Source organism: Arsukibacterium sp., assembly GCF_018402695.1.
Classification (GTDB): Bacteria; Pseudomonadota; Gammaproteobacteria; order Enterobacterales; family Alteromonadaceae; genus Alishewanella.
This window is the reverse complement of record NZ_JAGYIM010000019.1, coordinates 133,519-147,467: the sequence shown is the minus strand read 5'-3', so window position 1 is coordinate 147,467 and position 13,949 is coordinate 133,519. Positions and strand designations below refer to the sequence as shown.

The window sequence follows — 13,949 nt, the reverse complement described above, 5'->3', positions numbered from 1 at the left end:
CGGGTATTTTCAGCTGTAGTACTGATGAATTTAATGTTGGCATGGCCGGTACCAAGCCAGGCGCAGCAAGCTGCTAGTGGGCAGCTTGCTGAACAAACGGTGGCGACAGGGTTACTTGCAACCGAATTAGCAGAGTTTGATCGCTATTTTAATCAGCAGATGGCTGAACATGGCATTCCCGGTGCTGCCTATGCGGTGGTCTATCAGAACAAAATTATCAGTGCCAAAGGTTATGGGGTACGAGATATTGATGGCGATGAAGCCGTTGACCCCTACACCGTATTCCGGATTGCCTCAGTGTCAAAAACTTTTGCTGCCGGTTTAGCCAGTCTGCTGGAACAGCGGGGCCATTTTCAGTGGGACGAGCCGGTGGTGCAATATATTCCGGAGTTTTCCTTTAAAAATGCACTGTACAATCCGCAGCTGAAAATTGAGCATTTATTGTCGCAAAGCAGTGGCGTTATGCCTAATGCCTACGATAACCTGATTGAAGCGAATATTTTGCCTGAGCGGATAATGCCGCAGTTTCAGAAAATAGACCCGTTGTGTAACCCGGGCCAGTGTTATGGTTATCAGAATGTGCTGTTTAGTTTAATTGAGCCAATAATAAGCCAGACCACCAGCAGTGATTACGCCAGCTTACTGAAGAAAAACATTTTTGAGCCATTGCAACTGCCGACAGCGTCAGTCGGCTTAGAAGCTTATTTGCTGAATGAGAACCGGGCCAGCCCGCATATCCGGGCCCGTGGCCGTTGGCATTCACGCAATGTAAACCAAAATTACTATCGGTTTGCCCCGGCGGCTGGGGTGAATGCCAGTGTTATTGATTTAAGCCACTGGCTGATTGCCCAGCTGGGTTATTACCCGCAGGTGATGCCGCAACAGGTATTGGATAAAATTGTAAAAAAGCGGGTAAAAACGCCGCGTGATTTGCGCCGGGCACAATGGCGTAATTACATTAACGACGCCCATTATGCGTTGGGCTGGCGGGTATATCAGTTTGGCAGCGAGCAACTTATTTATCATGGTGGCTGGGTGCAGGGCTTTCGGGCTGAACTGGCCTACTCGCGTGAGCGTGAACTGGGGCTGGTAATCTTACTGAATGCTGAGTCGAATGTGGTAAATGAACTGACACCCCGATTCTGGGCCACCATGTTTGCCACGTTGCAGCAGCAGGATAAAACCCGGCTGGCTAAGTGCACCGTGAATAGCGATGGCCAAACGCAGTGTTAACCGGGTTTATCGGCGGTTTTATCTGACTGATATACGTCCAGCAGAAAGTCGATACTGATAGTGCGGGTGGTGGCAATAAAAGCCTGGCGGGTGTCGCTGCTAAACTTCCAGGCCAGTGGCACCATCTGCAGCAGGTTATCCAGCTGCTCTGGCTCGGTAATATGCAGCGGGTAGCTTAATTGCTGCCGCTGAATATGCTGAAAACCCGGCTGGTCTTTAATTTGATCACTGTGCAGTTTTACCTCGCGGTACACCGCTTGCTTCATTTCAATTAAATGCTCTGGGCCGGGATTAACACTGATTAGCCGGCCCTGTGGCTTAATAACCCGCTGCAGCTCGCTGCTATCTGACGGGGCATAAATGCGGATTATGCTGTCGAAGCTGTTATCAGCAAACGGCAGCTGGTAAGCACTGGCCACAGCAAACCGGATAGCCGGATAGTGGCGGGCGGCATATTTGACTGCTGCTTTGGAAATATCAATACCAGATAGCCGCACAGCCGGTTTTAATGCCTGTTGTAACCGACCGCTGTAATAACCCTCACCGCAGCCTAAATCCAGCACGGTTGCCGGTGCAGCCTGCATTACCAGTTTATTCACTGCATCTGATAACGGCTGATACGCTGCACTTTGTAAAAATGCCCGGCGGGCCTCGATCATCAGTTTATTATCGCCGGGATCTTTCGAGTTTTTTTGTTGTACCGGCAGCAGATTAACGTAGCTCTCTTTGGCAAGATCAAAACTGTGGTTACTGGCACAGCGATACTGGCGGCCGGTTAACGTAAGTGGCTGGCGACAAAGTGGACAAATATACATGTTAAAATCCGCTGTGATAAACGGCCGCAGTGTAACAGCTTGGCAGCTTTGCGCGCAAAGGCTTGCTATAATGCCGGCATTATTACCTGAGTAAATGAACTTACCAAGGCAGGAACTATGCAAGGTTTAGAATTATGGTCGCTGGATGAGCTGTGCGATCACGCGTTTGATATTTTTGAAGAGCTGGCCGCGGATAATCTCAGCGCCGAAGACTATACCCAGTATCAGCAGCAATATGAGCAGCGGGGCTATGTGGATTTGGTATTGCCCGGAGTAGAGTGGGTAGAGCTGATAATGCAGGATTTAGAGCCAGAGCTGCATTACGAGGCACAAATAGGCTTAACCGGACTGGATGGTAACCCCGATAAGGTGCTGGCCCGTATTTTACTCAGCCGCGAAAAACACGATGGCTTGTGTCATGCCCAATGGCGTAATCAATAAAGAGTGGCGTAACCAGTAAAAAACTAAAATAATTTAACCCCTTATTCCATCCTCCGGCGTCTAATCACTAAACACGGAGGATGCCCTATGCAAAATATCAGTTGCGCCAACCCTTTCACCACCTTCAACCGGATGATTAGCAGTATGCTGCTGGCCGCGTTAGTGACGTTCAGCTTGTTTGTTATTATGTACCTGCTGATAAAGCCACCGCTTGCAGAACGCCCGGTAATGACAGCATTGCCAATAGTTGAACTGTTTGTTAACCCGGAAGACCCGCCGGTAGTGGTAAAACCGCTGCCGCCACCGCCACCGGCTGTGGTACCGCCCGAGCAGGCACCCCGTACACCAGTGGAAGTAACCAATGTTGCTATACCCGGGCCCGGCTTTAAAGTCGCGCCACCGCAACTGAAAACTGATCTAACAGGTTTTGGCGCCGGTAGGGATCAAACAGCAACGCCAGTGGTACGGGTTGAACCCCGTTTTCCGGTAGCGGCGCTGCGGGATGGCATTAGTGGCTGGGTGAAATTACGGTTCAGCATAGATGAAAGTGGCAGCGTTACGGATGTTGAAGTACTGCAAGCCGAGCCCAGAGGGGTATTTGACCGCGAAGCCGCCCGGGCACTGCGCCGTTGGAAGTATCAGCCACAAGTAATTGATGGTAAAGCAATTCGCCAGACAAATTTGCAGGTAGTACTCGATTTTACTGTTGATGCTGGCTAAGCTCAGAACAGGCACCAGAGGTTGTTGACCGGCAATGGTCAGCAGTCGTTAACAGAAGGATGTGGCTTATGGCATGGTCTGTAATACTTCCGCCCTGGTTTAACCGCAGCAGTTGTGCCGATGAGCTGATGCAACAGTTTCAGCAAAGTGGTCAGTTGCAATGGCTGGAGCAGCTGATAATGCAATGCGGTGATGATTTATATCACTTTTTATTGCGGCAGGCCGATGCCGAACTGGCAGCTGATATCAGTCAGCAATGCTGGTTAAAAGTACTGGAAAACCGCCAGAGCTACCGGGCAGAAAGCCGCTTTAAAACCTGGCTGTTTACCCTGGCCAGAAATGCCCTGGTAGATGAGTTACGTAAACAACAGCGCTGGCAGTTAACGGAGTGGCAGGACGGCCAGATTGGCGGACCGGCTGACAGTAGCCACCAGGATACTCTTGCCGACCAGCTGGCAGGTTTGCAACAGCAACAGCGGCTGGCCGTGGGGTTAGCGGCGCTGCCGCTGCTGCAACGTGAAGCGATATTGTTGCAGTTAGAAGAGTTTAGCCTGGACGATATCGCCCAGATAACCGGCGAACTGCCAGAGACCATTAAAAGCCGTTTACGCTATGCCCGGGAGCGCTTAGCCCACTTTATGGGAGAGGATAATGTCAAAGTTTGATTCTGACACCAGATTGCCTGACGAGCAGCTAAGCAAAGCTTATCAGGCACTAAAAGCTGAGCAGCCCCTGCCTGGCGCAGTAAAACAGCGGATTATGCGCCAGGCAATTCAAGCACGCAGCCAGCGTAACTGGCGGTCATGGTGGTATTTTTCGCAACTGGCGCTTGGCTGTGCGGCTTTAGTCTTAGTGCTTAGCTGGGTTAACCCTGCTAAGCTACCGACGTACTATCAGATTGATACCATTACCCATCTGACGGCTGATAACAGTGCGGCAACGCAAGTACAGTGGCACCATTTAACGGCGCCGGCAGCTGGCGATCCTGAAATAAAAAGTGAAACAACAATTGCCCGGCAGCGTTTACAGACGCTGCAGGCTCAGCAAAAGCAATTACAGCGCGCTGGTGAGCGTAGCAGTGCAATGCAGCGCGAGGTAGGGGTGCTGACCCGGCATAAAGATTCGTGGCAGATTGCAATGTGCGATAATCTGCAGCTTAATGTGGCAATTGAGCTGGTACAGGAACTTAATGCTTTGATGCAGCTTGAGCCGGTGCCGCAACCGCAGTGGGTTGAACTACAGTTTGCGCCCAGCGGCCATATTCTGGCCATTGCTGCGCTGAAACCAACCGCAGCTGCCGGCCAGTGCCCGGCAACGTAATGTGCAGGACGGCAGTAGCAACTTTCATTCACAGACAGAGCTAACAAGTGTGGACGGCTAATGTTATTACAGGCTAACGACAGTATGGTGCTGCTGATTGATGTTCAGCAGAAACTGGCACCGGCAATATATGAAACCAAAGAAGTAGAGCAGGCGGCTGCCTGGGTGTTGCAGGTAGCACTGCAACTGGATGTGCCCTTGCTGGCGACAGAGCATTACCCTAAGGGGCTGGGCCCGACGGTGGCCAGTTTGCGGGAGTTACTGCCAGATGACGCAGTAGTAGAAAAAATTCACTTTAGTGCCTGCCGTGATCTGAATATCCAGCAGAAACTGGCGTCCCTTGGCCGGCACCAGATAGTGGTGATTGGTACCGAAAGCCATGTCTGTGTGCTGCAAACGGTATTTGATTTATTAGCCACCGGCTATCAGGTGTTTGTGGTGGCTGAGGCTGTTGGCTCGCGTACCGCTGAAAACAAACAACTGGCGCTAAGCCGGATGCAGCAGGCCGGCTGTCAGATAATCAGCAAAGAAATGCTGGCCTTTGAATGGCTGGAACGCGGCGATCACGAGAGCTTTCGCCAGATCAGTAAGGGCTGGATCCGTTAATTCAAGCTGGCTGATTTATTCTGCAAATAGCTTATTCTGCAAATAGCGTGTCCAGAGTGGCAGCGAGGCGCACTGCCGCCTGCAGCAGGCGCTGCTCCAGCGTAGCCTGGTGTTTTGTCAGGTAGGTATCATCAATCAGCATGCCTGGCCGGTAGTCCTGGTATAGGCCAACGGTGATCGCTGCTGATTCATTGGTCCAGTCCATTAAGCTGCTGTCACGCCATTGTTGCTGCTGCTCTGGGGTTAAGCTGGCAAACAGTTGCTGTTGTTTGGCAGGCGCTTCATAGCCCAGTTTCACCAGCATGGCGGTATCCCACAGCCCGTGTAAATTAGAGGGCTCACCATAAAAATAAACCGCGGTACGGTTGCCACCTAAATCATCAGCAAAGCTGACATGCAGTGGCTGGTGCAAGTCGCTGATATAGTGGCTTAAAAACAATAAGGCCTGCCAGTCTTGCTGATCTTGTTGCAGCCGCAGCTGCATATCTTCAATGGCTGATACCACACAGCCGACTTTTGGGCAGTGCTGCCGGGTAACCACCGTTTCGCCACGCTGCAAATTGATGTAATGGTGTGGTTTGGTCCAGGCATACTCATCTTCTGAGCGTACTTCATCAGGCCAGACACAGGCCGGCCCAAAACTTTGGTAAGGGGTTGCCTGTAACAGCTTATCAAGCTTGTGGCGGGTTGCAGGCTGGATTAGCTGATAACTCATGTCGCAGATCATAATATGACCGGTACGACCAAACGCCTGACTGTCGGCAGATATCCCCAGTAACAGGGTAGCGGCGATAATATAAGCCGCCATTTTGGAAACAACCCGGACAAACATCATTATTTACTCTCCAACTAACTGGCTGACTTGCCACAAAAGTCTGGCCGCTTCAGGGCTTGCCGGTAAGGGTTCGGCCAGTAATGGGGCCAGCTCGGTTAATGCTTCGCGCATTGCATCGGCCAAAGTGTAAGGTGGATTTATGACAAGCATACCACTGCCGCTCATGCCAAAGCCGGCTTTATCAGGGCAGGGACAGTATTCAATTCGCAGCTGGTTTTTAATGCCGGTTGCTACTATGGCTGAAATAAAGGCTTCTGCGGCCGGGCGTTCAATTACCGGATACCAGATAGCGTATGTCGCCTGCGGGAAACGGCGATAGGCTTCGCTCAGGCCGGCAACCAGGTCGCTGTATTCAGTTTTCAGCTCGTAGGGCGGGTCCAAAAGCACCAGACCGCGTTTCACCAAGGGCGGCAACATGGCTTTAAAGCCGGCATAGGCATCAATATTTTCAATCCGGCTGTAGCGGCGGCGGGCAAACTGGCTTTGCAGAATGGGGTAGTCGCTCGGGTGCAGCTCGGTAGCCTGAATGGTATCTTGCGGGCGCAGCATGAGCGCGGCGATTTTCGGTGAGCCGGGGTAAAACGCCAGCTCATTATCCGGATTAAGACCTTTAATCAGTTCTAAATAACGGGCCAGTGGCGCTGAAGTTGGCTGATACTGCCACAGCCGGCCAATACCCTGCTGGTACTCGGCAGTCTTTTGGGCATGCTCACTGCCCAGGCTGTATAAACCGGCGCCAGCGTGGCTGTCGTGATAGCACAGCGGTTTATCTTTTTGCAGCAAATAGTCGAGAATAGTCACCTGCACCAGATGTTTTAACACATCGGCATGGTTGCCGGCGTGATAACTATGACGATAACTGAGCATGCTGTTCTGGCCCTGTTTTGCTGACACCTTTAAATAATGTCGCCAAGGATACTGGGGTAGCGGAAAAATACAAGTAATAGCGCGATAGCGATGCTAAAATTGGCGCCATTTCGCGCGATGCAGAACATTTTAATGGTAAATTTCAATGGTAGATAAGCCAAAACGCGCTGGCCGCAGCCAGCAGCGTCACCCCAAAGCCGCCAACAACGAGTTGCAGAAAAACCCGCTGCAAAAGCCATGGCTGAAAAAAGCGCCAGTCAGTAAGGCCGCTGCCAGCGATAAGAATGCTGATAAAAATAGCGTCAAGGCCGCTCGTCCCTCTGCTTATACTGATGAGAGCAAAGTGTACGGCGACAATGCCTGCCGGGTGTTGTTCAGCCAGCGGCCAGAGGCGATTATCCGCTTATACATCTCGCAACAAATGGCCCCCAAATTCGCTGACATGATGAAGTACCTGGCCGCAGAGAAAAAAGCCTACCATATCGTTGATGACACCGAGCTGGAGAAGGTCGCCGCCAGCCAGCACCATGGCGGCATCGTGCTGCTGGTTAAACGTAAGCCTGTTAGCAGCATTGCCAGTTACCTGAGTAAAACAACGGCCCGGCGGGAATGTTTACTGGCGCTGGATGGCGTAGGTAACCCACATAATTTAGGTGCGATTGCCCGCACTTGTGCGCATTTTGGCGTTACCGGCATTCTTATGCGCGAGCCGCAGTTGCTGCAGTCGGGGGCGGCGCTGCGCACAGCTGAGGGCGGTGGCGAATTTATCAGCCCGCTAAGCTGTGATGATATGCCACTGGCGCTGCAGCTGTGTAAGCAGGCAGGCTACAGCCTGGTGACTACCTCCAGCCATGGTGGCCAGTCACTGTATAAAACAGCACTGCCGCAAAAGGTGGTGATTGTATTTGGTGAAGAGATGTCTGGCGTATCAAAAGCCGTCGCCAAAAGCGCAGACATTGCATTGCAAATACCGGGCAGCGGCAACGTAGAGTCTCTAAACGTCAGCGTAGCGGCCAGCTTAATAGTAGGCGAGTGGTACCGCCAGCACGGCGAATAATATCAGCTGCAAATTAAAAACTGCTGAAAAGCTGACGTAGCTGCTGGGCTTGGCGCCGGCTTACTTCGATTTGCTGGCCATCGCGCAGTATCGCCAGCATAGAGCCGGAACTGATCCCGGCTTCAATATGTTCAATGGCATCGAGCCGGATAATGTCGGCGCGGCTGGTTTTAAAAAAATAGGCCGGGTCGAGCCTTTGTTCAATTTTGGCCAATGAACTGTGCAGGTAACTTTTGCCATAAGCGGTGTAAACCGCCGCATGGTTGCCGATACTTTCAAAACGGTAAATTTCCTGCAGGCGGACAATGCGGTTAATGTCGCCGAATTTTAGCAAAATACCATGATGCTCCGGTAACCAATTTTGCTGGGCGTGCTGCTGGTGCAAAGTTGGTTCAGGCTGGGTGCCGGGCGCTGGTGGCTCTGCTGTGCCGGCAACCGGCAACCGGCCAATGGTTTTTGCCAGCCGCTCTGGCGCGACCGGTTTTAGTAAGTAATCAATAGCGTTTAGCGAGAACGCATCCAGCGCATAGCTGTTAAAGGCCGTAACAAAGACAAAGCGGGTACTGGCCGGGATGTCATGTGCCAGCTCGATACCACTGACTTCCGGCATTTGAATATCCAGAAATACCAGGTCTATCTGCTGCTCTGCCAATATTGCCAGGGCCTCAGCAGCGCTGGCGGCCTCGGCCACAATCTCACACTGTGGATGCGCCCGCAATAACCGTTTTAGTTCATTGCGGGCCAGCCGCTCGTCATCAACAATTAAGGTTTTAAAGGCTGTGGGCATACGGCAGCTCCAGGCGCACGCTGTAATGGGTTGGGTTCTGCTCAGTCGTTATGCTGGCTTGTTCGCCAAACATCAGCTGCAGCCGTTTACGACAATTGCTTAAACCGGTACCGGTACACTGGCTGCTTGAGCGCACACCAATGGTGTTCTTCACTAATAATTGCCAGCGGTTACCTTGCCTGGCGGCACTAATTTCAATACTGCCAGGCGCAGCGTTAGGGCTGATGCCATGTTTAACTGCATTTTCCAGTAAGGTTAGTAAGCACAAGGTCGGTAACAGTTGCTGCGAAACGTCATCGGCAATGCTTACGTGAAGCTGCAGTCGCTGCTCCAGCCGTACCTGCTCAATTTTCAGGTAGTGTTGGCAAAGCAGCCACTCCTCCTGCAGGCTGGCGGTAGGGCGTAGATGCGCCTGTAAATGGACCCGGAATAATTCAGCCAATTGAGTAACGGTATCAGCAGCTTTGTGTTGATCTTCAAAAATCAGTGCGCGGATACTGTTTAAGGCATTAAATAAAAAATGTGGGTTTAGCTGGTTAGTCAGTTGCTGCAGCCGCGCCTGTTGCATTTCCTGTTGTAGCGCTTTGCGGCTTTGGCGCATTTGCCAGCCGATGTAAAACAAACTCCACAGGATATACAGGCCCAAGTGCATTGACCACATCATCACCACCAGGGTAGTGAGCGAGAAGTGCATCTGCAGGCCTTCAGCGCTGTCCTTATCCACAATGGCGATTTGCTGCATATCTGTACTGCTAAGGGCAGGTAAAAACGAGATAAAAACACTGACTACAGCCAATAGCAAAGCCGCCAGCACCAGCATTAAGGCAAACTTCAGCGCGGCACCAAAGCTAAAACCGCGGTAATAATAAATTCTCAGTGGTGGCCGGAGTAAAAAGTGACTAACCAGCACAAAACACGTGGCTTCCAGCAGGTAGCGGATAAAGAACGTTACCAGCAATGCTTGCTGCTCGTTCTGCAAAAAAGGCAGGCTGTACAGCAAATAAAAGCTGACAAAAAGCACAAAGGTCAGCAGTTGACCAATCCGGTATGCCCGGTTAGTCTGCCAGCATAGTTGCCAATGCTGGCGCCAGTAAGATAGGGATTTATTCATAACGAAGCGCATCTATCGGATTAAGGCGGGCGGCTTTAATGGCAGGGGCCAGGCCAAATACTACGCCAATTAAGGTAGTGAAACCGATTGCCAGCAACACCGCCCATAACGGAATTAATGCATCGGGCATGGCTGGCATCATTAAGCCGATAAAACTGGCCACCCCGGCGCCCAGCGCTAAACCAATAATGCCACCAAACAAAGACAGTACCAGCGCCTCAACCAGAAACTGAATAAGAATAAATTGCGGCGTAGCGCCCAGTGCTTTGACAATACCAATTTCCCGGGTCCGTTCGGTAACCGATACCAGCATAATATTCATCACGCCGATACCACCGACCAGCAGGCTGATACTGACCACACCGCCGGCAACCAGGGTAATGGTGCGGGTAATGGTATTAAACTGTTCAATCATCCGTTCGGCACTGACAAATTCAAAGGGGTCGGGTTCATCTGCAGCCAGTTTAAAGTGCTGGCGCAATAAAGCGCGCATTTGCTGCTGTATTTGCTGAGGGTCGGCACCGGCTGCAGGGCGGAACATCACGTCAATATTGCGGGCCGCCCGTTCGCCGCTTAACGAACGAATGGTGCTGAACGGGGCAATAATATAGTTATCCTGATCAAAGCCAAACATACTGCCACGGGTTTCTGCCACACCGATTATCCGGAACCAGTCGCCGGATAAATTGATAAACTCACCGACCGGGTTAGCGGGTAAGTCGAGCTGTTTAATCAGCGACGAGCCGATAAAAGCGACCCGGCGGCGGCGATCATCGTCACTGCCTGATAAAAACCGACCCGCTTCCGGGTATACCCGCACCACATTCTGATAGCTGCTGTCGGTGCCGATAATCTGCGACTGGGCGCTGTTGCGGCCATATTGCACCTGCGAGCCCATACTGAATGCCTGCATGCTGGCGGTCATATCTTCGACGTTACTTACCCGACTTTTCAGCATCAAAAAGTCGTCGTAATGCAGCCGGTTTTGAATACCCAGCATTTGCTGGTTGGTCGGGGTATAGGCCCTGAGGGTGATCATGTCACTGCCTAAATCGTCCAGCTGGCTGGTAATGCTGTGGCTAAGCCCCTGCATAATAGCCACAACTGTGATGACCGCAGCAACGCCAATAATAATACCCAGGGTGGTCAGGGCGCTGCGCAGGCCATGAGCGCGGATTGACGCAAAGGCCGCTTTACTGCCTTCAAAACCGGCATGCAGTAATTTAAGCATGTCTGACCACTCCCTGCGGGTTACGAAAATCCTGTTCAATTTCCCCGTCGACCAGCCGGATCACCCGCTGACAATGATCAGCAATATCCTGCTCGTGGGTAACCAGAATGATGGTGTGACCTTCCTGATGCAGCTGATCGAATAACGCCATAATATCTTTGGTGGTTTTACTGTCCAGGTTACCTGTTGGCTCATCGCCGAGCAGGATCCGCGGTTTCGTTACCAGCGCCCGGGCAATGGCAACCCGCTGGCGCTGACCACCCGATAGCTGGTTGGGTAAGTGGCTGGTTTTATCAGCAAGACCAACCCGTTGCAGGGCTTCCAGCGCCAGTGCTTTGCGCTGGCTGTTCGCCATTAACCGGTAAATAAGCGGTTGCATCACATTTGCCAGTACGCTGGCGCGCGGCAGCAGGTTAAAGCTCTGAAAAATAAAGCCAACCGCTTCATTACGCAGTTCGGCCAGCTCGGTTTCATTCAGGGTTGATACGTCGCGGTTTGCCAGCTGGTAATGGCCGGCGCTCGGGGTATCAAGGCAACCCAGAATATTCATTAAGGTTGATTTGCCAGAGCCTGAAGGGCCAATAATTGCAACGTAGTCATTTTCTGTGATGGCCAGGTCAACGTGCTTTAGCGCATAAAAGGTTTCGTCAGCCATCTGATAACTTTTACTGACCTGATGCAGCTGAATAACCGGGTTACTCATCTCAGTATTCCTGCTGTTCGGTGGTAAGGCGGCGCCCTTCAACCAGGCCAAGCATGGTACGGGCCGGGCCGACAACGACTTCGTCACCCGCTTGCAGGCCAGTTAATATTTCCTGGGCAATATCGGTGGCCATGCCAAGGCTAACGGTTTGTTTTACTGCGACATCATCCACTACTTTCCAGACAAAATAAGCCGCTTCCGGCTGCTGCGAGCCTTGCTGAATGGCGGCAATCGGTACCTGCAAGCTTTGCTGTTTTTGCGACAAAATAATTTCGGCCCGGCAGCTCATACCCGGGTACAGCGCAATATCCTGCGGTTGCAGCAACACTTTTACCCGGAATGATAAGCTCTGGCTTTGGTTCAGATAACGGGCTGAAGTCGCAATTTGGATAACTTCGCCTTGAATAGCCTGATGCGGATAAGCCGCGGCATAAATTTCAGCGTGCTGACCAAGATGAACATTGGCAATGTCCGCTTCGTCTACCCGCAATTCAGCCAGAATGGCGCTGGGATCGGCCAGGGTCATTAACGGACTGCCAATAATATTGGTACTGCCGGCTATGACTGTTTCGCCTGGCTTGATATCAACGGTGGACAGCAAACCGGCAATCGGTGCCCGGTATACCGTTTTGCTCAGGTTATCTTCGGCCATTGCCAGCATAGCCTGGCCTTGTTGCAAGGCCGCCTCAGCCGAGCGGACATTAATGTCGGCAATGTCGAGCTGGCTTTGCAGGCTGTCGATGGTTTCCTGCTGAATAAGCCCGTTTTTAAGCAGCTGCTGTTGCCGGTTGTACTGGCGCTGCAAATCAGCCAGTTGCGCTTTAGTACGGGCAATATCAATTTGCTGGCTTTGCACCATGGCCCGGTTACGGTTAACGTCGGCGGCAAAAGCCGTATCGTCAAGCCGCATTAACATCTGGCCTTTTTCAACGGTGTCGCCTTCCTCAACTAACACTTCCAGCACCCGGCCGGTCACCTCAGAGCGAATTTGGATCTGAGTATTATACTCCAGGTTACCCGACGCCAGAATGCTGTCGGCCAGCGATCCCTCACTGACCAGCGCCGTCGTGACGCTGGTGGTTTGTTGTTGTTTCCGGTATTGGCTCAGGCTCAGCAGCCCCACCAGTACAGCGACAATTACCAGCAATATCAGCAGCTTTTTCATTAGTTAATTCCGTTTAACAAGGTCAGATAAATACAGCCCACAGACCATAAATAACCAGCAGTGGTGCGTAGCCCAGCAGGGCGCTTTTAACAGCACTGTAGCCACTCCAGCAATGCAGGCCAACCGCAAATAAGCCAGCAATCCACAGATAAATTAAGTTAAAGTTCTCAGCCCAGGCATACCAGGCGTGGCGCGGCTCCAGACCAAACAACAATTGGTTTAATGACAGGTAGTTGGCGGTGGTTAGCGGTAAGTTAGGATCGCTGCTGATCAGCACCAGAATAATCAGGCCCAGCATATTTAACACTCCGGGCATGTTGCTCCAGACGGTCATAGCGAACCAGTCACCATACGGCCGCTTCTGGCCCGGATTACCTACCAGCATCAGATATAGCGCCATAATGGCCATAATAATCGGGGTCATCACCAGAATGGCCGCTACTGAAATAATGCCGGTTTTATCGGCCATTTGCCCCATAACGGCGCGGCTTTGTTCAATCTCTGCCGGGGTCATATTGTGGGCGGTCTGGGCAATTTGCTGCTCTACAATCCACTCCGGGGTCATTCCCGAGTAAAAGTACCAGATCCCGACAACGTTAACGACCAGGATGACTAACAATGCTACCCAGCTCCAGCCTTTTTTTTCTGGTAACACCTTAAATACTTGTTTGGGCGCGACATAGATATCCAGCAGCGCCTGACCGACATTTTTACTCATGACTGTTCTCCATTTGTTGTGACGTTTTATTTTTATTAAATAAGTTCTTGTCCAGCAGCTTGCCACTGAACGCCACACCGATCAGCGCACACCAGGCGATAACCGATAAGCCCGCCGGAATATTGGCCAGCACGATTTTGCCAAGATGTTTGCGGTTGAAAAATAGTGCAATCAGGCTTGGAATAAAATAGATAGCCAGAAACAATGGTACAAACCAGAGTAAAAAACCGACGCTGCTTTGTTGATATAAATGTAACCATTCAGTGGATTCAAACATAACATGCTCCTGCGAGTTAACAAAAAAGTTAAATGTAACGACTTTTGTCATAAGCAACGGTAA

At 51.5% G+C, this 13,949-nt stretch carries 17 protein-coding genes; 7 read left to right on the top strand and 10 right to left on the bottom strand.

The features are described from left to right. Positions 1–24: 24 nt before the first annotated feature. Positions 25–1,233, top strand: a complete 1,209-nt coding sequence (locus KG631_RS12140; RefSeq protein WP_301003786.1) for a serine hydrolase domain-containing protein — start codon at positions 25–27, stop codon at positions 1,231–1,233. Here KG631_RS12140 and rlmA read toward each other — a convergent pair. After that, positions 1,230–2,048 carry a 23S rRNA (guanine(745)-N(1))-methyltransferase gene (gene rlmA / locus KG631_RS12135; protein ID WP_301003785.1) on the bottom strand — a complete coding sequence of 273 codons (819 nt, stop codon included), beginning with the start codon at positions 2,046–2,048 and terminating at the stop codon, positions 1,230–1,232. The two genes, KG631_RS12140 and rlmA, sit on opposite strands and share 4 nt — an antisense overlap. A 117-nt stretch (positions 2,049–2,165) precedes the next feature. On the opposite strand from rlmA, the gene KG631_RS12130 reads away from it, so the two are divergent. The 5 genes from KG631_RS12130 to KG631_RS12110 all read left to right on the top strand — a co-directional run bounded on the left by KG631_RS12130 (position 2,166) and on the right by KG631_RS12110 (position 5,135). Next, positions 2,166–2,489: a DUF440 family protein gene (locus KG631_RS12130; RefSeq protein WP_213999977.1), complete on the top strand. Its 324-nt coding sequence runs from the start codon at positions 2,166–2,168 to the stop codon at positions 2,487–2,489. 87 nt (positions 2,490–2,576) lie between these two features. Next, complete coding sequence (locus KG631_RS12125; protein WP_213999976.1) at positions 2,577–3,209, top strand: energy transducer TonB; 633 nt, start codon at positions 2,577–2,579, stop codon at positions 3,207–3,209. 68 nt (positions 3,210–3,277) lie between these two features. Then, positions 3,278–3,874, top strand: coding sequence for a sigma-70 family RNA polymerase sigma factor (locus tag KG631_RS12120; protein ID WP_213999975.1), 597 nt, complete (start codon positions 3,278–3,280; stop codon positions 3,872–3,874). Next, positions 3,861–4,529 carry a hypothetical protein gene (locus tag KG631_RS12115; RefSeq protein ID WP_213999974.1) on the top strand — a complete coding sequence of 223 codons (669 nt, stop codon included), beginning with the start codon at positions 3,861–3,863 and terminating at the stop codon, positions 4,527–4,529. The genes KG631_RS12120 and KG631_RS12115 overlap by 14 nt, the downstream gene beginning before the upstream one ends. Positions 4,530–4,589: 60 nt before the next feature. Beyond that, positions 4,590–5,135, top strand: a complete 546-nt coding sequence (locus KG631_RS12110) for a hydrolase (RefSeq protein WP_213999973.1) — start codon at positions 4,590–4,592, stop codon at positions 5,133–5,135. A 31-nt stretch (positions 5,136–5,166) separates the two neighbouring features. Here the strand turns inward: KG631_RS12110 and KG631_RS12105 are convergent, their stop codons facing one another. Next, positions 5,167–5,970: a S1/P1 nuclease gene (locus tag KG631_RS12105; RefSeq protein ID WP_301003784.1), complete on the bottom strand. Its 804-nt coding sequence runs from the start codon at positions 5,968–5,970 to the stop codon at positions 5,167–5,169. Positions 5,971–5,973: 3 nt separating this feature from the next. Continuing rightward, the gene (gene rlmJ / locus KG631_RS12100) at positions 5,974–6,864 is read right to left on the bottom strand and encodes a 23S rRNA (adenine(2030)-N(6))-methyltransferase RlmJ (protein ID WP_365868988.1); all 891 of its coding nucleotides are present in this window, start codon (positions 6,862–6,864) and stop codon (positions 5,974–5,976) included. A gap of 118 nt (positions 6,865–6,982) precedes the next feature. On the opposite strand from rlmJ, the gene KG631_RS12095 reads away from it, so the two are divergent. Further along, positions 6,983–7,894 carry a tRNA/rRNA methyltransferase gene (locus KG631_RS12095; protein WP_213999972.1) on the top strand — a complete coding sequence of 304 codons (912 nt, stop codon included), beginning with the start codon at positions 6,983–6,985 and terminating at the stop codon, positions 7,892–7,894. Between the two features lie 13 nt (positions 7,895–7,907). On the opposite strand, the gene KG631_RS12090 is transcribed toward KG631_RS12095, so the two are convergent. Genes KG631_RS12090 through KG631_RS12060 form a run of 7 tightly spaced genes read right to left on the bottom strand, consistent with a single transcriptional unit; the run spans position 7,908 to position 13,886 of the window. Then, positions 7,908–8,681 (bottom strand): LytTR family DNA-binding domain-containing protein, encoded by a 774-nt coding sequence (locus KG631_RS12090; protein WP_213999971.1) that lies wholly within the window; start codon positions 8,679–8,681, stop codon positions 7,908–7,910. Then, entirely contained in the window at positions 8,665–9,792 is a 1,128-nt protein-coding gene (locus tag KG631_RS12085; RefSeq protein WP_213999970.1) for a histidine kinase, read from the bottom strand. Before KG631_RS12085 ends, KG631_RS12090 begins: the two co-directional genes overlap by 17 nt. Then, the gene (locus tag KG631_RS12080; RefSeq protein ID WP_213999969.1) at positions 9,785–11,023 is read right to left on the bottom strand and encodes an ABC transporter permease; all 1,239 of its coding nucleotides are present in this window, start codon (positions 11,021–11,023) and stop codon (positions 9,785–9,787) included. Before KG631_RS12080 ends, KG631_RS12085 begins: the two co-directional genes overlap by 8 nt. Further along, the gene (locus KG631_RS12075) at positions 11,016–11,726 is read right to left on the bottom strand and encodes an ABC transporter ATP-binding protein (RefSeq protein ID WP_213999968.1); all 711 of its coding nucleotides are present in this window, start codon (positions 11,724–11,726) and stop codon (positions 11,016–11,018) included. Before KG631_RS12075 ends, KG631_RS12080 begins: the two co-directional genes overlap by 8 nt. A gap of 1 nt (position 11,727) precedes the next feature. Next, a complete protein-coding gene (locus tag KG631_RS12070) occupies positions 11,728–12,891 on the bottom strand; it encodes an efflux RND transporter periplasmic adaptor subunit (protein WP_213999967.1) in 1,164 nt (387 codons plus the stop codon). A 22-nt stretch (positions 12,892–12,913) separates the two neighbouring features. Continuing rightward, complete coding sequence (locus tag KG631_RS12065) at positions 12,914–13,609, bottom strand: YIP1 family protein (protein ID WP_213999966.1); 696 nt, start codon at positions 13,607–13,609, stop codon at positions 12,914–12,916. Further along, on the bottom strand, positions 13,602–13,886 hold the full coding sequence (locus KG631_RS12060; protein WP_213999965.1) for a superinfection immunity protein: 285 nt from the start codon (positions 13,884–13,886) through the stop codon (positions 13,602–13,604). Before KG631_RS12060 ends, KG631_RS12065 begins: the two co-directional genes overlap by 8 nt. Between the last annotated feature and the right edge of the window lie 63 nt (positions 13,887–13,949).